This window comes from Streptomyces sp. MS191, from assembly GCF_008042125.1.
Taxonomy (GTDB): domain Bacteria; phylum Actinomycetota; class Actinomycetes; order Streptomycetales; family Streptomycetaceae; genus Streptomyces.
The window spans coordinates 672,932-690,814 of the sequence record NZ_RDBI01000040.1 but is presented as its reverse complement, the minus strand read 5'-3'; the positions used below and the strand labels follow the sequence as shown (position 1 = coordinate 690,814).

At 73.7% G+C, this 17,883-nt stretch carries 18 protein-coding genes and 1 pseudogene; 11 read left to right on the top strand and 8 right to left on the bottom strand.

Annotation, left to right across the window (positions count from 1 at the left end; all coding sequences use genetic code 11):
* Positions 1-891: 891 nt before the first annotated feature.
* Genes EAO71_RS10070 through amaP form a run of 5 tightly spaced genes read left to right on the top strand, consistent with a single transcriptional unit; the run spans position 892 to position 3,115 of the window.
* Positions 892-1,341 (top strand): Asp23/Gls24 family envelope stress response protein, encoded by a 450-nt coding sequence (locus EAO71_RS10070; protein WP_147977413.1) that lies wholly within the window; start codon positions 892-894, stop codon positions 1,339-1,341.
* A 29-nt stretch (positions 1,342-1,370) separates the two neighbouring features.
* A complete protein-coding gene (locus EAO71_RS10065; RefSeq protein WP_147977412.1) occupies positions 1,371-1,562 on the top strand; it encodes a hypothetical protein in 192 nt (63 codons plus the stop codon).
* A gap of 6 nt (positions 1,563-1,568) precedes the next feature.
* A complete protein-coding gene (locus EAO71_RS10060) occupies positions 1,569-1,919 on the top strand; it encodes an Asp23/Gls24 family envelope stress response protein (protein WP_147977411.1) in 351 nt (116 codons plus the stop codon).
* Positions 1,916-2,524: a DUF6286 domain-containing protein gene (locus EAO71_RS10055; RefSeq protein ID WP_147977410.1), complete on the top strand. Its 609-nt coding sequence runs from the start codon at positions 1,916-1,918 to the stop codon at positions 2,522-2,524. The genes EAO71_RS10060 and EAO71_RS10055 overlap by 4 nt, the downstream gene beginning before the upstream one ends.
* A 3-nt stretch (positions 2,525-2,527) precedes the next feature.
* Positions 2,528-3,115 carry an alkaline shock response membrane anchor protein AmaP gene (amaP, locus tag EAO71_RS10050; protein ID WP_147977409.1) on the top strand — a complete coding sequence of 196 codons (588 nt, stop codon included), beginning with the start codon at positions 2,528-2,530 and terminating at the stop codon, positions 3,113-3,115.
* A 52-nt stretch (positions 3,116-3,167) separates the two neighbouring features.
* On the opposite strand, the gene EAO71_RS10045 is transcribed toward amaP, so the two are convergent.
* From EAO71_RS10045 to EAO71_RS10020, 6 genes and pseudogenes are all read right to left on the bottom strand, one after another.
* A complete protein-coding gene (locus EAO71_RS10045; protein ID WP_147977408.1) occupies positions 3,168-3,923 on the bottom strand; it encodes an SDR family oxidoreductase in 756 nt (251 codons plus the stop codon).
* A gap of 4 nt (positions 3,924-3,927) precedes the next feature.
* A complete protein-coding gene (locus EAO71_RS10040) occupies positions 3,928-5,712 on the bottom strand; it encodes a glycoside hydrolase family 15 protein (RefSeq protein WP_147977407.1) in 1,785 nt (594 codons plus the stop codon).
* A gap of 129 nt (positions 5,713-5,841) precedes the next feature.
* Positions 5,842-6,270, bottom strand: a pseudogene (locus tag EAO71_RS10035) (SURF1 family protein); the annotation flags it as partial.
* 70 nt (positions 6,271-6,340) lie between these two features.
* Entirely contained in the window at positions 6,341-6,574 is a 234-nt protein-coding gene (locus EAO71_RS10030; protein WP_147977406.1) for a hypothetical protein, read from the bottom strand.
* 54 nt (positions 6,575-6,628) lie between these two features.
* The gene (locus tag EAO71_RS10025) at positions 6,629-7,603 is read right to left on the bottom strand and encodes a DEDDh family exonuclease (protein WP_147977405.1); all 975 of its coding nucleotides are present in this window, start codon (positions 7,601-7,603) and stop codon (positions 6,629-6,631) included.
* A 171-nt stretch (positions 7,604-7,774) separates the two neighbouring features.
* On the bottom strand, positions 7,775-8,422 hold the full coding sequence (locus EAO71_RS10020; RefSeq protein WP_147977404.1) for a TetR/AcrR family transcriptional regulator: 648 nt from the start codon (positions 8,420-8,422) through the stop codon (positions 7,775-7,777).
* A gap of 97 nt (positions 8,423-8,519) precedes the next feature.
* Here EAO71_RS10020 and EAO71_RS10015 point away from each other — a divergent pair, with 97 nt between their 5' ends.
* From EAO71_RS10015 to EAO71_RS09990, 6 genes are all read left to right on the top strand, one after another.
* Positions 8,520-9,317, top strand: a complete 798-nt coding sequence (locus EAO71_RS10015) for an acetoacetate decarboxylase family protein (RefSeq protein ID WP_147977403.1) — start codon at positions 8,520-8,522, stop codon at positions 9,315-9,317.
* Complete coding sequence (locus tag EAO71_RS10010; protein WP_147977402.1) at positions 9,317-10,201, top strand: SDR family NAD(P)-dependent oxidoreductase; 885 nt, start codon at positions 9,317-9,319, stop codon at positions 10,199-10,201. The genes EAO71_RS10015 and EAO71_RS10010 overlap by 1 nt, the downstream gene beginning before the upstream one ends.
* 11 nt (positions 10,202-10,212) lie before the next feature.
* Positions 10,213-11,496, top strand: a complete 1,284-nt coding sequence (locus EAO71_RS10005) for an amidohydrolase family protein (RefSeq protein ID WP_147977401.1) — start codon at positions 10,213-10,215, stop codon at positions 11,494-11,496.
* A complete protein-coding gene (locus EAO71_RS10000) occupies positions 11,493-12,722 on the top strand; it encodes an amidohydrolase family protein (protein ID WP_147977400.1) in 1,230 nt (409 codons plus the stop codon). The genes EAO71_RS10005 and EAO71_RS10000 overlap by 4 nt, the downstream gene beginning before the upstream one ends.
* Positions 12,723-12,746: 24 nt before the next feature.
* Positions 12,747-13,469: a VIT1/CCC1 transporter family protein gene (locus EAO71_RS09995; protein WP_147977399.1), complete on the top strand. Its 723-nt coding sequence runs from the start codon at positions 12,747-12,749 to the stop codon at positions 13,467-13,469.
* Between the two features lie 126 nt (positions 13,470-13,595).
* On the top strand, positions 13,596-14,639 hold the full coding sequence (locus EAO71_RS09990; RefSeq protein WP_147977398.1) for a zinc-dependent alcohol dehydrogenase family protein: 1,044 nt from the start codon (positions 13,596-13,598) through the stop codon (positions 14,637-14,639).
* A 57-nt stretch (positions 14,640-14,696) separates the two neighbouring features.
* On the opposite strand, the gene EAO71_RS09985 is transcribed toward EAO71_RS09990, so the two are convergent.
* Together EAO71_RS09985 and EAO71_RS09980 are read right to left on the bottom strand one after the other, a co-directional pair.
* The gene (locus EAO71_RS09985; RefSeq protein ID WP_147977397.1) at positions 14,697-16,019 is read right to left on the bottom strand and encodes a CoA transferase; all 1,323 of its coding nucleotides are present in this window, start codon (positions 16,017-16,019) and stop codon (positions 14,697-14,699) included.
* A gap of 71 nt (positions 16,020-16,090) precedes the next feature.
* Complete coding sequence (locus EAO71_RS09980) at positions 16,091-17,632, bottom strand: S8 family peptidase (RefSeq protein WP_147977396.1); 1,542 nt, start codon at positions 17,630-17,632, stop codon at positions 16,091-16,093.
* Positions 17,633-17,883 lie beyond the last annotated feature (251 nt).

The following is a 17,883-nucleotide window of genomic DNA, read 5'->3' as shown; positions in this document are numbered from 1 at the left end:
GGTGGCGGGCGCGCCGCCGCCCCGCTTGGTCACGGACGGTCCGTCGGAGTGTGTGCTCTCGCTCATCGCCGTTCGCCCCTTCCGAGAAGGCGTGGGAAACACGGGTCACATTCGGACCCTTTGCCCACATTAAGTGCGCTTCCCCGACCGCGCGCCGGGAATGCGGCAGGCTGGGGTGATGGTGGCGGGCGCGCCGCCGCCCCGCTTGGTCACGGACSGTCCGTCGGAGTGTGTGCTCTCGCTCATCGCCGTTCGCCCCTTCCGAGAAGGCGTGGGAAACACGGGTCACATTCGGACCCTTTGCCCACATTAAGTGCGCTTCCCCGACCGCGCGCCGGGAATGCGGCAGGCTGGGGTGATGACGACGAGTGCGGAAGCGGGACGGGCGGCGACGATGCGCGGGCGGCGGGGGCCAGGCCTGCTCCTGCCGCTGGGTGACGCGGAGGACGGCGCGTGGCTGACGGAGAGCGCGGCGCGGGCCGTGCTGCTGCGGGCCGCCGGCCGGGTGCCCGGAGTGGTCCCGGGGGCCCTGCGGGTGAACCTCCTGGAGACGGAGGGCGGGGCGGCGCCGGAGCCGCCGCTGCCCGTGCCGCCGGGCGGCCTGCCGCCGGGGCCTCTGCGGGTCACGGCGGAGTTCGCGGCGGCGGGTGACCGGCCGCTGCCGGGGGTGTCGGACGAGCTGCGCGCCGCGCTGTTCGCCGCGGCGGCGACGCAGCTGGGGATCAGGGCCGCCGGCCGCGCATCGTCGCCGCCCGTCCCGCTTCCGCACTCGTCGTCATCACCCCAGCCTGCCGCATTCCCGGCGCGCGGTCGGGGAAGCGCACTTAATGTGGGCAAAGGGTCCGAATGTGACCCGTGTTTCCCACGCCTTCTCGGAAGGGGCGAACGGCGATGAGCGAGAGCACACACTCCGACGGACCGTCCGTGACCAAGCGGGGCGGCGGCGCGCCCGCCACCCGCGGCCGTACCACGATCGCCGACGGCGTCGTCGAGAAGATCGCCGGCATGGCGACGCGTGACGTCGTCGGCGTCCATGCCATGGGCAGCGGGTTCTCCCGCACGCTCGGCGCCGTACGCGACCGGGTCCCGGGCGGCGGCGCCAAGTCCAGCGCCACCCGGGGCGTGAAGGCCGAGGTCGGTGAGGTCCAGACGGCTCTCGACCTGGAGATCGTCGTCGAGTACGGCGTCTCGATCGGCGGCGTGGCCGCGGAGGTCCGCGAGAACGTCGTCGCGGCCGTCGAACGGATGACCGGCCTGGAGGTCGTCGAGGTCAACATCGCGGTGAGCGACGTGAAGCTGCCGGACGAAGAGGACGAAGAACCGGAGCAGCGGCTCCAGTAGCCGCGGTGGCCGGGCGGAAGGGGATCGGCATGAGCATGGCTTTGGTCGGCCTGGTGGCCGGCATGGCCCTCGGATTCGCCGGATACTTCGGCGGGTTCGGGGCGTTCGTCCTGGTCGCGGCCTTGGGCGCGATCGGGTTCGTCGTCGGGCGCTTCCTCGAGGGAGACCTCGAACCCGGAGACTTCTTCCGGGGTCGCGAACGCGGCGACCGGCGGCGGTGACCGGGGGTGACAGCCGGTCCGGTCGGAGCCGCCGGCCGCGGGGCGACCACCATCGCCGACCGGGTGGTCGCGAAGATCGCCGCCCAGGCGGCACGGGAGGCACTCGTCTCCGTGCCCGCGGAGGGTTCGGCGCCGCACGCCTCGGTCGTCGTGCACCGTGACTCGGCCCGGGTCTCGGTGAGCCTGGAACTCGACTACCCGGCCGACCTCGGCCGCCAGTGCGGCGACGTCCGCAGCCGGGTGATGCGACGGGTCAAGGAACTGGTGGGACTGGAGGTGCCGGAAGTGTCCGTCCACGTCGAGCGGCTGCACTCCGCGCGCACGGCGAGCGGGTCCGCGCGGGGGAGGCTGCGATGAGCACCGAACCCGACACCGCGGCGCCGCCCGCGCCGTCGCCGGCGGACCGGCCGGACGAGGCCCCGGCCCGCCGGTTCTGGGCCGTGCGGCGCATCCCCGCCGCCCTGGTCGCGCTCGTCCTGCTCGGCGGCACGGGCCTGCTGCTCTACGACGTCGCGGCGGTACGGGCCGACCGCACGGCCATGCAGTGGCGGCGCGACCTCGCCGACGAACTGGCCACCCGGCCCCTCGACGACGTCTGGGTGCTGACCGGGGCGGCCGTCGCCGTGGTGCTCGGCCTCTGGCTCCTGGTCCTGGCCCTCACGCCCGGCCTGCGGGCGGTCCTGCCGATGCGGCGCCGGCACGCCGACGTACGGGCCGGGCTCGACCGCGACGCCGCGGCGCTGATCCTGCGGGACCGCGCCATGGAGGTCTCGGGCGTGCAGTCGGTCCGGGTCCGGGCAGGGCGGCGCAAGGTGAAGGTGCGGGCCGTCTCGCACTTCCGCGAACTGGGCGACGTCCGGGCCGACCTGGACACCGTCACGGCCACCGCCATCGACGAACTGGGGCTCGCCCACCCGCCCGCGCCGACCGTCCGGGTGGCGCGCCCGCCGAAGAAGGGATGAGGGATGACGGTCGTCCTCCGGCGCGTCAACCGGATCGTGCTCGCCCTCGTGGGCCTGCTGCTCGTCGTCGCCGGCGGGGCGGTGCTCGCGGCGGCCCTCGACCTGTCCGTGCCGTCCTGGTGGCTGTGGTCGGGCCCGTCCGACATCCTGCTGAGCCGGGCCGACCGGCAGCGGTGGCGCGACGAGGGCTGGTGGTGGCCGGTGGTCATCGCCGCGCTCGGCATCCTCGTCCTGCTGTTCCTGTGGTGGCTGCTGGCCCAGTTCCGCCGTGCCCGGCTGCGGGAGGTCGTGATCGACACCGGCGACGGGGACGCCGCGGTGATCCGGGGCCGGGCCCTGACGAGCGTCCTGGTCGCGGACGCGGCGGCGCAGCACGGCGTGGCCGACGTCCGCGTCGCCCTGACGGGCCGTCGCACCGCGCCCCGCGCCCGCGTCGCCCTGCGTCTGGAGCCGCAGGCCGCGCCGGGCGAGACCCTGCACGCCCTCACCCACGACGCCCTCGCGCACGCCCGCACCTCGACCGGACTCGCGTCCCTGCCGGCGGAGGCCCGCCTCCGCGCGGTCAAGCACCGCGCGAGCCGGGTGAACTGACCCCGGACGGCCCGCCGGGCCTCGTGCCCGGAGCCCGGCGCCGCGCCTCGGGTCAGAAGCCGTGCCGGGCGCCGCCGTCCACCGGCAGCATGACCCCGGTGAGGTACGAGGCCGCCGGCGACAGCAGGAAGGCGGCGGTGTTGCCGAACTCCTCCGGCGTGCCGTAGCGGCGCAGCGGGATGCGGGACTCGTTGGCCGCGCGGGCCGCGTCCGCGTCGCCCGACAGGGCGTCCAGGGAGCGCACCCGGTCGGTGTCGATCCGGCTCGGCAGCAGGCCGACGACCCGGATGCCGCGGGGACCCAGGTCGGCCGCGAGCGACTTGGCGAAGCCGGCGAGCCCGGGACGCAGACCGTTCGAGATCGTCAGGCCCTGGATCGGTTCGTGGACCGAGCCCGACAGGACGAAGCCGATGACGCCGCCCTCGGTCAGCGTCTCGGCGGCGGCCCGGGCCATCCGCACCGCGCCGAGGAAGACCGTGTCGAATGCCGAGGCCCACTGCTCGTCGGTGTTGTCCGCGCCGAAGCCAGGCGCCGGCCCGCCCACGCTGATCAGGATGCCGTCGAAGCGCCCGAAGCGGGACCGCGCCTCCGCGATCAGCCGCCCGGCGGCCTCCGGGTCGGCGTTGTCGGCGGCGACGCCGACCGCCCCCGCACCGAGTTCGGCGACCGCCTCCGCGACCGACTTCTCCTCGCGCCCGGTGACCACCACCTTCGCGCCCTCCGCGAGGAGAGCCTCGGCCGATGCCCGGCCGAGCCCCCGCGTCGCGCCGGTCACCACGTACACACGGTCCTTCAGTCCAAGATCCATGGCCCTATCCTGCCGTCTCGTCCCACGGCAGGGCGAGGGCGGTGTTCACCAGGCCGATGTGGCTGAAGGCCTGCGGGAAGTTGCCCAGCTGCCGAGCAGTCACCGGGTCGTACTCCTCCGCCAGCAGTCCCACGTCGTTGCGCAGCGCCACCAGCCGCTCGAACAGCTCCCGCGCCTCCTCCGTCCGCCCGATCAGGCGCAGCGCGTCCGCCAGCCAGAAGGAGCAGACCAGGAAGGTCCCCTCCTGCCCCGGCAGCCCGTCGACCGATTCGCCGTCGGTGCTGTAGCGGAGCACGTAGCCCTGGTGCAGCAGCTCCGCCTGCACCGCCTCGACCGTGCCCACCACGCGGGGGTCGTCCGGGGGGAGGAAACCGACCTGGGGGATCAGCAGCGTCGCCGCGTCCAGCTCCCGCGAGCCGTACGACTGGGTGAAGGTGTTGCGCTCGGGGTCGAAGCCCTTGTCGCAGACCTCGGCGTGGATCTCCTCCCGCATCGCCCGCCAGCGCGCCGGATCCCCGTGCAGCGAGGGGTCGGCCTCCAGCATCCGCACGGCGCGGTCGGCGGCCACCCAGGCCATCACCTTCGAGTGCACGAAGTGGCGGCGGCGGCCGCGTACCTCCCAGAGGCCCTCGTCCGGCTGCCGCCAGGTCGACTCCAGGAAGCCGAGCAGGCTCAGCTGGAGGTTCCAGGCGTGCCGTTCCGCCGGGATGCCCGACTCCCGGGCCCGGTACAGCGAGTCCATGACCTCCCCGTACACGTCCAGCTGGAACTGGTCCACGGCCGCGTTCCCGATCCGCACCGGCGCGGAGTCCGCGTGGCCGCGCAGCCAGGGCAGGGTCGTCTCGGGGAGTCTGCGTTCGCCGCCCGGGCCGTACATGATCTGCAGGTCGGCCGGATCGCCCGCGACCGCGCGCAGCAGCCAGTCCCGCCAGGCCGCCGCCTCCTCGACGTAGCCGGCGGTGAGGAGCGCGCCGAGGGTGAGGGTCGAGTCGCGCAGCCAGCAGGAGCGGTAGTCCCAGTTCCGCACGCCGCCGAGCTCCTCCGGCAGGGAGGTGGTGGGTGCGGCGACGATGCCGCCGGTCGGGGCGTAGGTCAGCGCCTTCAGGGTGATGAGCGAACGCAGCACGGCCCGGCGGTACGGTCCTTCGTAGGTGCACCGCGAGGCCCAGTCGCGCCAGTCGACCAGGCACTGTTCGAGGGCCGTGAACGGGTCGATCAGGTCCGGGCGCGGCTGGTGCGAGGGGTGCCAGGTCAGGACGAAGGCCACCTTCTGGCCGGCGTCGACCGTGAACGACGAGCAGGTGGAGAACTGCTGGCCCCAGGTCTTCACCTCGGGCTCGCTGCGCAGCCAGACCGAGTCGGGCCCCGCGACGGCCACCCGGTGGCCGTCGGCGCGCCGCACCCACGGCACGATCGAGCCGTAGTCGAAGCGCAGCCGCAGCACGGAGCTCATCTCGACCGAGCCGCTGACGCCCTCCACGATCCGCATGAGATCGGGCATGGTGTCCCGCTGCGGCATGAAGTCGACGACCTTGACGGTGCCGGTCCGGGTCTCCCAGTAGGTCTCCAGGACCAGGGTGTCCCCGGCGTAGCCCCGCCGGGAGCAGTTCTTCGCGCCCTTGGGTGCGATCCGCCAGTGCCCGTTGTCCTCGTCTCCGAGGATCGCGGCGAAGCAGGCGGCCGAGTCGAAGCGCGGCAGGCACAGCCAGTCGATCGATCCGTCGCGTCCGACGAGCGCGGCGGTCTGCAGATCGCCGATGAGGGCGTAGTCGTCGATACGTTGCGTCACGCTCTGGCGTGTTCCCGAAAGCGGCGACGGTCAATCAGCGGGACGGCGGAGTCCGCGTGTGACCTGGGGAACGCCCGCCGGCCGATGAGGTCCCGGCCGGGCGCCGGGGACGTCTTCCCACGGGCCCTCAGACGGCGGCGGAGCGGGGCGTGCGGCTGCCGCTGCTGGACTGCGCCCGCTCGGAGGGGAAGGTGGGCATCGTCGACAAAGTCTGAGGACCCGGCCGTCCCGGAGCACCAGCGGGGTCAGCACGTGCATGCCGACCCGGTCGTCCGCGGACGTCCGGCGGCGGACGACGACCTCGTGCGCGGTGTCGAAGGTGCCGATGGCGGTCACCCGGCGCCAGTAGTCGGCGCGCGGAACGGTGTGCCCGACGGAGGTCAGCTCCTCCACCGGGACCGGCTCGGCCCGGAGGTTGTCCGCGATCAGGGAGTTCTGGGCGACCCGGCGTTCGTGCCGGTGGAACTGCCAGAAGCCCAGCTCGATCATCGTCGGCATGAGGACGAGGGCGACGAGGGTGAGGATCACCCACTGCCGGGACAACAGGAAGCGGTACACCCCATGACGGTACAACCGTGGTCATGGGGTGCACGCAGGGGGGTTCCGGTCGCTCGGGACGGCCGGGTCCTCAGACTTTGTCGACGATGCCCACCTTCCCCTCCGAGCGGGCGCAGTGGGCGCCGCAGTACCAGCTGCCCTCCACCTCGACGCCCTGGCCGATGATCTGGGCCCGACAGTGGTCACAGATGGGCGCCATGCGGTGAATGGCGCAGGAGAAGCAGTCGAAGACGTGCACCGCGCCCTGCGCGTGCACCTCGAAGGACATGCCGTAATCGTTTCCGCATACCTCGCAACGTGCCATGCGCCACAGGGTGGGGCTCCCGGCGGCGGAAGGGTGGGACGCACGCCCGGCGCGTCACCCGTCTGCCGCGTCGACGTCCCGCAGCAGTTGGGTGAAGGCGGCCTCGTCGACGATCGGGGTGCCGAAGGACTTCGCCTTCACCGTCTTGGACGTGGCCGCGTCCGGATCGTTCGTCACCAGCAGGCTCGTCAGGCGGGACACGCTGCTCGCCACGTGCAGCCCGGCGTCGGTCGCCCGGTCCTCCAGGAGCTCCCGGTCGATCGAGGTGTCGCCGGAGAACGCCACCCGCATGCCCTGCTTGAGTGGTTTGTCCGCTTCGTAACGCCCGGGGTTCGGGTACGGGCACGCCGGGCGCTTCCGCGAGGGACGCCAGCTGTTCGCGTGGTACGAGGCCTGGTGGCCGATCCGCGGCGCGACCGGGGAGGCGGCCCACTCCGTCAGCGGCCGGCACTCCAGCAGCGGCAGCCGCACGCCCCGCTCCGCCGCCGTGTGCAGACTCGGCCGGAACGCCTCGGCGAGGACCCGCGCGTCGTCCAGCGCGTTGTGCGCGCGCTGCTGCACGACGCCGTAGTGCGCGGCCAGCGACTCCAGCTTGTGGTTGGGCAGCGGGAGCGAGAGCTCCTTGGAGAGCGCGATGGTGCAGAGCCGTTGACGCACCGGCGCGGTCCGCTCGGCGCGCGCGTACTCCCGGGCGATCATCGACCAGTCGAACATGGCGTTGTGCGCCACCAGGACCCGGCCGTCGAGCCGCGCGGAGAACTCGGCCGCGATCTCCGGGAAGAGCGGCGCGCCCTCCAGGACGTCGCTGGTCAGTCCGTGGATCCAGACCGGCCCCGGATCCCGCTCCGGATTGACGAGCGTGTACCAGTGGTCCTCGACGTTGCCCTGGGCGTCCAGCCGGTAGACGGCAGCCGACACTATCCGGTCGTCGCGTGCGAGGCCGGTGGTCTCCACGTCGACGACCGCGTACCCCTGTGGGTAGGCGGCCGGCCACATCGCTGCTGTCGTACGGTCGTCGAGCATGGTCACTGAGAATACGGGCCGCCGCCGACACCGTGGTCCCCGGTGCCGGATCCGGGCGCCCGGATCCGGCCATCCCGCGGGCGCGTGAGGGCCACGGCGTGCCGGCCGCGCGGACGGGGCGCCGGGCCGGGGCGCGTGCCAGGCGTCGCGGGGCAGGCGGGACCTTCGCGACACGCCCTAGCCGGCCGCCTCCCCCGTCCGGCCGGGAACCGCCAACAGGCCCTCCACCAGGGCCCGCACGGACACGGCGAAGAGGCGCTCGGTGTCCACCGGGCGGGTCAGCGCGCGGGCCAGGGCCGGGTCGGGAGCCGTGTCGCCCTCGGCGTCCCAGAGGTCCTCCTCGCCCGGCGACTGGACCGGCGCCCGTTCCCGGTTGCGCTCCACCAGGACGTAGCCGACGACCTGGAACTGCACGGCGCGGACCACCTGCGCGGCCCGCGCGCCCCGCAGCCCCGCCGCGTGCACCTCGCGGGCCAGGGCGCGCTGGGCGGGCAGGAACATCCGTTCCGTCAGGCCCCGCTCGTGGACCATCGCCACCAGGTGCGGGCGCTCGCGCAGGTCGCGCCGGAGCGTGCCGGCCACGGACACGATCCGCTCGACGGGGGTGCGGCCGTGCGGGGTGATCGCGGCGAGATCGGCCACGGTCCGCTCCACGAGCGCGTCCAGCAGGGACTCGCGGTTGCCCACGTGCCAGTAGATCGAGGTGACCGCGGTGCCCAGCTCGGCCGCCAGCCTGCGCATCGTGAGCGCGTCCGGACCGTGCTGCCTCACCAGCGCCGCGGCGGCGCGCAGGACCTCCTCGCGGGTCAGCGCGGAGCGAGCCATGGTCTCCCCAAGTCACGTGTTCGCACGGGTATTTACCCTTCATCGCGCTGGGTGTAACTGTGTTACACGCTGACGGTTCCCCGAAGGGCGGTACCTCATGGCACGAGTACGGTACGGCGCGCGCACCGACGCCGAGATCGCGGCGGCCCGCGCGCGGAGCTCCTCGCTTCCCGACATCTGGTCCACCGGCGTGGTCGCCGTCTGGGAGACCGACCCCGACGTGGTCGCGGCAGTCCTGCCACCTCCGCTGAAACCCGTCGGACGCCCCCTCGTCCGGGCCGCCATCTCCCGGGTCGACCTGCCCGGCTACCCCCTCGGCGCCGGCTCGGTCGCCGTCGCCGCCGCCCACGGCGACCGGGAGGGCTGGTACCCCCTGGTCATGCCGATGACCCACGAGCGCGCCCTGGTCGGCGGCCGCGAGGTCTTCGGCGAGCCCAAGAAGCTCGGCGAGGTGACGGTCGAGCGGGAGGGGATGGTCGTACGGGCCGCACTCGCCCGGCACGGCATCGCCTTCGTCGAGGTGCGCGGCGCGGTGTCCGGCCCCCTGCCGCTGCCCGAGCCCGTGGAGAAGACGGACTTCTACTTCAAGTTCCTCCCCGCGGTGGACGGTTCCGGCTTCGAGGACGATCCCGTCCTCGTCCACTGCGTCCGCCACGAGAAGGTCCGCAGGCTGGAGCGCGTCACGGGCGACGTCGTCCTGCGCGAGTCCATGTACGACCCGGTCGCGGACCTCCCCGTCCGCCGGATCGTCGAGATCACCGTCGGCGAGAAGACCACCGACCAGAAGGGCCGGGTGGCCGAGCGGGTGAGCGCCGAGAGCCTCGCGCCGTACATCCACCAGCGCTACGACGATCCGCAGCAGGTCCTGGACGGCCCGCCCGAGGGGAGCGTGTGATGGAACTGCGCGCAGGACAGGTCGCCGTCGTCACCGGTGCGGCGGGCGGCATCGGGCTCGCGATGGCGCGCCGCTTCGCCGCCGAGGGACTGGCCGTCGTCCTCGGGGACGTGGAGGAGCCCGCGCTCGGCCGGGCGGCCGCGGAGCTGTCCGAGGAGGGCGCCCGGGTCCTCGCCCACACGGTCGACGTCACCGACCCCGCGTCCGTGGCGGCCCTCGCGGACGCCGCGTACGACACCTTCGGCGCGGTGCACGTGCTGTGCAACAACGCGGGCGTCGGCTCCGGCGCCGAGGGCCCGATGTGGGAGCACGAGCCCAACGACTGGAAATGGGCCTTCGCCGTCAACGTGTGGGGCGTCTTCCACGGCGTCCAGGCCTTCGTCCCGCGCATGATCGCCGGCGGCGGCCCCGGGCACGTCGTCAACACCTCCTCCGGGGACGGCGGGATCGCCCCGCTGCCCACCGCCTCCGTCTACGCCGTCACGAAGTCGGCCGTGGTCACCCTGACCGAGTCGCTGTACGCGCAGTTGAAGGCCCGGGGCGCGCCCGTGGGCGCCTCCGTCCTCTTCCCCGGCCCGCACATGCTGCGCACCGGCCTGTGGGAGTCGCACCGCAACCGGCCCGAGCGGTACGCCAAGCAGCGCCCGCGCCGGACCCCGTACCGCAGCCTCGACCAGTGGGAGGCGGCGATGAAGGAGGCCGGGCACGAGGTCGCCTTCACCCCCGTCGAGGAGGTGGCCGGACACGTCGTCGACGGCATCCGCGCCGACCGCTTCTGGATGCTGCCGGCCGGCGAGCACAGCGACCGCCAGATCAGGGCGCGCTCGCAGTCCATGCTCGACCGCGCCAACCCGACCTATCTGGAGAGCTTCATCCTCGACTGAGGGGCTTCGCCATGAGCTATGAGGATCCGTATCTGATCATCTCCTCCGACTGTCACGCCGGGCTGCCGACCGAGCGGTACCGGCCCTACCTCGACTCCCGGTTCCACCGCGCCTTCGACGAGTTCCTCGCCGGCCGCGACGCCCGCCGCGAGGCCATGACCCGGCTCGGCGTACGCAACGAGACCTTCGCGAACAAGTGGTTCACCGACAACGAGGAAGGGCTGCGCGGCGGCTGGGACGCCGCCCAGCGGCTCAAGGAACTCGACGGCGACGGCGTCGCGGCCGAGGTCGTCTTCCCCGACGCGGACGCCGTGGACAGCCGGACGGCCGCGCCCTTCGGCGTCGGCCTCGGCCTCTCCGGCGACCAGGACCCGGAGCTCGGCATGGCGGGCGCGCAGGCGCACAACCGCTGGCTGGCCGAGTTCGTGGGCCGGAATCCCGAACGCCACTGCGGGGTGGCGCTGCTGCCGGTGACCGCGGACACCGGCAAGGTCGTCGCCGAGATCCACCGTGCCAAGGAGTCGGGGCTCGGCGCGCTCATGATCCCCTCGATGTGGGTGGACAAGGAGCCCTACCACGACCGGCGCTACGACCCGGTGTGGGCGGCGGCGGCCGAGACCGGGATGCCGCTGGTCACGCACTCCGGGGCGGCGCCCCGCGAGGAGTACGGCGACCACCTCGGCATCTACGTCAGCGAGGTCACCTGGTGGCCCGCCAGGCCGCTCTGGTTCCTGCTCTGGTCCGGGGTCTTCGAGCGGCACCCCGGGCTGCGGTTCGGCGTCGCCGAGTCCGGCTGCTGGTGGCTGCCGAACCTGCTGTGGTTCATGGACCGGCTCTACCTGGGCGCCCACGGCGGCAAGAAGCTCTCTCCGTTCGCCGAGCTGCGGCGTCCCCCGAGCGAGTACCTGGACCGGCAGGTCTTCGTCTGCGCCACCAACACCAAGCGGCGCGAACTGGCCCAGCGGTACGAGATCGGCGTCGACAACATCCTGTGGGGCTCCGACTTCCCGCACCCGGAGGGGACCTGGCCGGCCACCCGCACATGGCTCCGGCAGACCTTCCACGACATCCCGGTGACCGAGACCCGGCGCATGCTGGGCCTGGCCGCGGCCGAGGTCTTCGGCTTCGACGTCGCGCGACTGGAACCGATCGCCCGCCGGATCGGGCCCACCCCGGCCGAACTCGGGCAGCCGGCCGACCAGACGGCGGTGGAGGCGACCTGGTCCCGTTCCCGCGAGGTCGGCCGGCACTGGCTGACGGACCACGACTTCCCCGCGCTGGGGGTGGCACCGTGAGCGAGGACCGGTACACCGTCATCTCGGCCGACTGCCACGCCGGCGCCGACCTGCTCGACTACCGGCCCTACCTGGAGAAGCGCCACCACGACGACTTCGACGCCTGGGCGGCCGGCTACGTCAACCCGTACGAGGACCTGCTGGCCGACACCGCCGACCGCAACTGGAACTCCGCGCGCCGGCTGCGCGAACTGGAGGCCGACGGCATCGTCGCCGAGGTCGTCTTCCCCAACACCATCCCGCCGTTCTTCCCCTCCGCCTCGCTGATGGCCCCGGCACCCACCCGGCAGGAGTACGAGCAGCGCTGGGCGGGCCTGCGGGCCCACAACCGCTGGCTCGCCGACTTCTGCGCGGACGCGCCGGGCCGCCGGGCGGGCGTGGCGCAGATCCTCCTCAACGACGTCGACGAGGCCGTGCGGGAGATCCGCCGCGCCAGGGAGGCGGGCCTCACCGGCGGCATCCTGCTGCCCGGCGCCCCGCCCGGCAGCGGGATCCCGGAGCTCTACTCGACGGCGTACGACCCGATCTGGGCGGTCTGCGCGGAACTGGACGTGCCCGTCAACCACCACGGCGGCTCGGCCTCGCCGCCGCTCGGCGACGAGCCGGCGGCGCGCGCGGTGTTCATGGTCGAGACGACCTGGTTCTCGCACCGGGCCCTGTGGCACCTGGTGTTCGGCGGCGCGTTCCGCCGGCACCCGGAGCTCAGGCTCGTCCTGACCGAGCAGGGATCGGGCTGGATCCCCGGGGTGGTCGAGATGCTGGACTACTACCACGCCCGTCTGGTCGCCGCGGCCTCCCGGGCGGTGACCGCCGAGTCCCGGTTCGGCGCGGGGCTGGCCGCGTCCATGGGCAAGGGCCCCGGCGAGGTCTGGCGCGACAACTGCTTCGTGGGCGCCAGCTTCATGCGCCCCCACGAGGTCCCGCTGCGCCACCGGATCGGCCTCGACAAGATCATGTGGGGGAGCGACTACCCGCACGACGAGGGCACCGCGCCGTACTCCCGCGAAGGGCTCCGGATCGCCTACGCCGGGCTGCCGCCGGAGGAGGTCGCGGCGATGGTGGGCGGCAACGCGGCCCGGGTCTACGGCTTCGACCTCGCCGTGCTGGCACCGCTGGCCGCGCTCCACGGGCCGACGGTGGCCGAGATCGCCGAGCCCCTCAAGGAGATCCCGGCGGGCGCCACCAGTCCCGCCTTCGCCCCGGGCGGGTCGGTCCGCGTGTGGTGAGGAACCGCGGGAATACTCCCGGTTGTGACCGACGAGACCCGTGAGACCGACCATGACGAAGCCCACGGCGGCGGCCTCGGCACCCGTCTCAACTGGCTCCGGGCCGCCGTGCTCGGAGCCAACGACGGAGTCGTCTCCACCGCGGGCCTCGTCGTGGGCGTCGCCGGCGCGACGGCCTCCCGGTCCGCGCTCCTGACCGCCGGACTCGCCGGCCTGCTGGCCGGATCGATGTCGATGGCGGCGGGCGAGTACGTCTCGGTCTCCACCCAGCGCGACTCCGAACGGGCGGCCCTGGCCCAGGAGAAGCGCGAACTGCGGGAGCAGCCCGAGGCGGAACTCGACGAGCTGACCGGAATGCTGTCCGACCGGGGCCTCTCCCCGGAGGTCGCCCGCGAGGCCGCCGAGCAGCTCACCGCCCGCGACGCCCTGCGCGCCCACGCGCGCGTCGAGCTGGGCATCGACCCCGACCAGCTCACCAATCCCTGGCACGCGGCCGGCGCCAGCTTCCTCGCCTTCACCGTCGGCGCCCTGCTCCCGCTGCTCGCGATCGTCCTTCCCCCGGCCCCGCTCCGGCTCTGGGTCACCGTCCTCTCGGTCCTGGCCGCACTCGCCCTCGCCGGCTGGTGGAGCGCCCGCCTCGGCGCGGCCCCGGCGGGCCGCGCGGTGCTGCGGAACATGGGAGGAGGCGCGCTGGCGATGGCGGTGACGTACGCGGCTGGCTCCCTGCTGGGGGCGGCGGGGGTGTAGTCCGGGACGTCGGAACGCCCGGCGCCGGGCCCCGCCCGCCGTGCCCCGGGCCCGTCGGCGGCGGGCCCGGCGCGAGCGGAGTACGGTGAACGTCGTACGACCGTCTGACAGCGAGGACCACCCCCCATGCGCGCCACCACCATCCACGCTCCGTTCGACATGCGAGTGGAGGAGGTGCCCGACCCGGTGATCAAGGACTCCACGGACGTCGTCCTGCGGGTGCTGCGCGCCTGCATCTGCGGCAGCGACCTGTGGGCCTACCGGGGCGAGTCCGCCCGGCAGCCCGGTCAGCGGATCGGACACGAGTTCCTCGGCGTCGTGGAGGAGGCCGGCGCGGACGTCACCGGCTTCGCGCCCGGCGACCTGGTGGTGGCCCCCTTCGTCTGGTCCGACGGCAGCTGCGCGTACTGCGCCGAGGGCCTGCAGACCTCCTGCCCGCAGGGCGGGTTCTGGGGCTCCGCGGGCTCCGACGGCGGTCAGGGCGAGGCGGTCCGCGTCCCCTTCGCCGACGGCACGCTCGTCCGCCTCCCCGCCGAGGCCGCCTCCGACGACCGGCTGCTGACCGCCCTCCTCGCGCTCTCCGACGTCCTCGGCACCGGCCACCACGCCGCCCTCGGCGCCGGTGTGAAGCCCGGCTCGACCGTCGCGGTCGTGGGCGACGGCGCGGTCGGCCTGTGCGGCGTGCTCGCCGCCAAGCGCCTCGGCGCCGAGCGCATCATCGCGCTCGGCCGCCACACCGCCCGCACCGACATCGCCCGCACCTTCGGCGCCACGGACGTCGTCGCCGAGCGCGGCGAGGCCGCCGAGGCCGCCGTCCGCGAGCTCACCGGCGGACAGGGTGCCCACGGCGTCATCGAGGCGGTCGGTACCGAGCAGTCGATGCGCACCGCCGTGGCGATCGCCCGCGACGGCGGCTCCGTCGGCTACGTCGGCGTCCCGCACGGGAGCGGCACCGGCCTGGACCTGTCCGTCATGTTCGACCGGAACATCGCGCTGCGCGGCGGAGTCGCCCCGGTCCGCGCCTACATCCCGGAGCTGCTCCCCGACGTCCTCGACGGCACGATCGACCCGTCGCCGGTCTTCGACCTGACCGTCGGCCTCGACGGCGTCCCGGGCGGCTACAAGGCGATGGACGAGCGCACCGCCCTCAAGGTCCTCGTCAAGCCGTAGCCGCGGCCGCCGGCGCGGTCGCGGCACCGGCCGCGAAGCCGCCCCGGCGGCACCCGCTCAGGACCCGAGCCACTCCGGTGCGTCGGCCCCCGCGAGGCCCGGCGGACGCGACCAGTCCGCCGGGCCCCCGTCGTACGCCACCGGGGACAGCGCGTACCGCAGCCGCCCCAGCGGGCTGTCCCGTTCGGCGAGGTGGCGCTCCGGCTCGTAGCGGGGGAGCGCGGTCGACAGCCAGTGGCCCGTCTGCGCCAGCGCCAGCCGCACGAGCCGGGTGCCGCCGTCCCGGTCCTGCTCGGTCAGCGAGCGGAGCACCGCCGCCGCCAGCAGATAGCCCGAGCCGTGGTCCAGGGCCTGCGCCGGCAGGGCGCCCGGCTGCTCGGGCGACCCCTCCGTGACCGCGATCCCGCTCGCCACCTGGACGAGGCTGTCGAAGCCGCGCCGTTCGCCCCAGGGGCCGTAGTCGCCCCACGCCGAGAGCCGGGCGACGACGAGACCGGGGCGGTGCAGGCCGAAGCGCTCCAGCGCGCCCGGCCGGTAGCCGGTGACCAGGACGTCGGCGGAGTCGAGGAGTTCGTCGAGGGTGCGGCGGTCCGACGGACGTGCCAGGTCGAGCGCCGCCGTCCGCTTCCCGATGTCGGTGTCCGTGTGCTGGTCCGGCAGCTCGGGACGGTGCGGCGGGTCGATCCGCAGCACGTCCGCGCCGAGCAGGGCGAGCGTCCGGGTGGCCACCGGTCCCGCGATGACCCGCGTCAGGTCCAGCACCCGCAGCGGACGCCCGTCCCGCCGGTCCCGGACGGGCGCCGCGTCGTCCAGACGCTCGGCCGTCAGCAACGGCCGCGCGGCCACCTCCCGCCCCTGGGGGTGCGCCGCCCACTCCCGCGGGGTGCGCAGGGCCACGGCCAGGCCCCCGGCGGCGTACACCGCCGTCTCGACCTCGACCGCCGGCCGCTCGGCGATCGCCGCCGCCACGGCCTCCGCCGACTCCCCGTCCACCCCGAGCGCGGCGAGGAGCGCCGCCCGGTGGTGCGGATAGTTGGCGTGCGTGCGGACCCAGCCGTCCGCGGCGCGCCAGAAGCGGGACAGCGGCGCGAAGGAGACCGGCGCCCGTCCGTCGACCCGGAGATGACGTTCGCTCACGAAGGCGGTGGCGACGGCCGCGTCGTCCACGCGCACCCGTGCCGCCCCGCCCTGCCGCTCCACGGCGGCGAGACCCGCGACCGCGACCGTCGCCCGCGCCAGGTCCATCACCGGCAGCCGGGCGGCCAGGAGTCCGGAGGGGCCGCCGTACGACACACGGTCGAGCAGGGCGGGGTCACCGCCCAGGGCCGACCACAACGACTCCGTAGCACCGCGCACCGTGCTGTCCACGTATTCGTCCATGCACGCATGATGGCACTCGGTGCCATGCAAAGGGCCCCGGTGTGGATCACCACACCGGGGCCCTCGGTGAACTACTTGCGCACCGCGTCCAGGGCGTCGATCAGTCCGGCGCCGTAGAAGCCGTTCTTGCTCTTGCCGCCCTCGCACACCGCGTCGACGGTGCCGTCGCCCTCGATGTCGTAGGGGTTCGTGCAGGCGCGGTCGTCGGCCTGCGCGTACAGCAGGGCCTTGAGCGCCGCCGGGCTCGCGTGCGGGTGGGTCGACTTCAGGAGCGCGAGCACGCCCGCCGTGTGCGGCGAGGCCATCGACGTGCCGGCCTTGTAGTTGTAGCCGCCGTTGACCGTGGTCGACAGGATGCGGCCGTTGACCGCCGGGGCGTCCGGGGTCTGGTACTCGGTGCGGTCGCCGCCCGGGGCGGAGACGTCGATGACGCCGAGACCGTAGTTGGAGTACGAGGCCTTCAGGCCCTTGGCGCCGGTCGCGGAGACCGTGACCACGCCCGGCAGCATCGCCGGGTAGTCGAGGCAGACCTTCGGGTCGATGACGCGGTCGCCCGGAGTGGTGTCGTTCGGGCTGCTGTTGTCCAGGATCGAGTCCGCGGCGAGGTCGAACTTCGAGTTGCCGGCCGCCGCGACGTTGACCGTCCCACGGTGCTCCGCGTAACGGGTCGCGCGGGAGACCGCCTCGATGAGGGCCTTCTGGTCCTCGTCGTTCTTGCAGGCGAACATCCACGGGTCGGTGTAGTAGCTGTTGTTCGTGATGTCGACGCCGTGCTCGGCCGCCCACACGAAGCCGCAGACCACGGCCTCGGTGTAGAAGAAGCCGTCCGGGGTGGAGACCTTGATGCCCGAGACCTTCACGCCCGGGGCGACACCGGTGACGCCGATGCCGTTCTTGGCGGCGGCGATGGTGCCGGCGACGTGCGTGCCGTGGTCGCTCTCGCCCGGGTTGGGGCGCCACGAGCCGGGGGTGGTGTCCGGGACGCCGGACACGCAGTTCGCCGAGGCCTTGGTGTCGAAGTTCGGCGCCAGGTCCGGGTGGGTGTCGTCGACGCCGGTGTCGATGACGCCGACGGTCACGCGGCTGCTTCCGAGGGTCTTGCGGTGGGCCTTGTCCGCCTTGATGGCCGGCAGGTCCCACTGCAGGGGCTCGAGCGCGTCCTGCTCGTCGGTGGCCCGCGCCGCCGCCGCGGCGGCCTCGGCGGGGCTCAGTGCCTGGTCGCCCTCGCCGACGGCGTCGTCCGACTGGACGGAGAGGGGGGCGGTGCGCGTCGAACCGGCCGACACCACACCGCGGGCCTTGCGGATCGTCTTCGCGAACTCGGGGTTCTGCGAGTGGACGACTATCACGCCTATCTGGTCATAGGAGATGACCACCGTGCCGCCGGCCGCCGCGATCGCCTTCTTCACCGACGCGGCCGTCCAGCGGCCACCCTCGACGTTGACGACGTACGACAGCTTCGGGCCGTCGGTCGAGACGACGGACGCGGCCGGCGCGTCGCTCAGCTCCGCCGCGTTGGCGGCGCCCGCGGGCAGGAAGCCGAGCGATGCCGTGAGCGCGAGTCCGGCGGGCAGAGCGAGTACTCGGCCGCGTCTCGATCCCAGATGAGCCATGGGTTCTCCACATCATCCGTATGTACTGACCGCACGCCGGTTGCGCGCAGTCAGGTGCATGACGAGTGAAGTTATCGCTGATCTTCCCGACCCTTCAATGAGTTGAGAGGACTTGATGGAGATCCCACAGAAGAAAAACGTCGGCGGTGAACCGCGTCGCCTCGTCCGCCGTGCCGTTGTGCAGGGGTGGGACTCCGCCCGGAGTCTCCTTCCCCACCCCTCAGCGAGGCCCCCTTGTCGGCCCCCTTGTC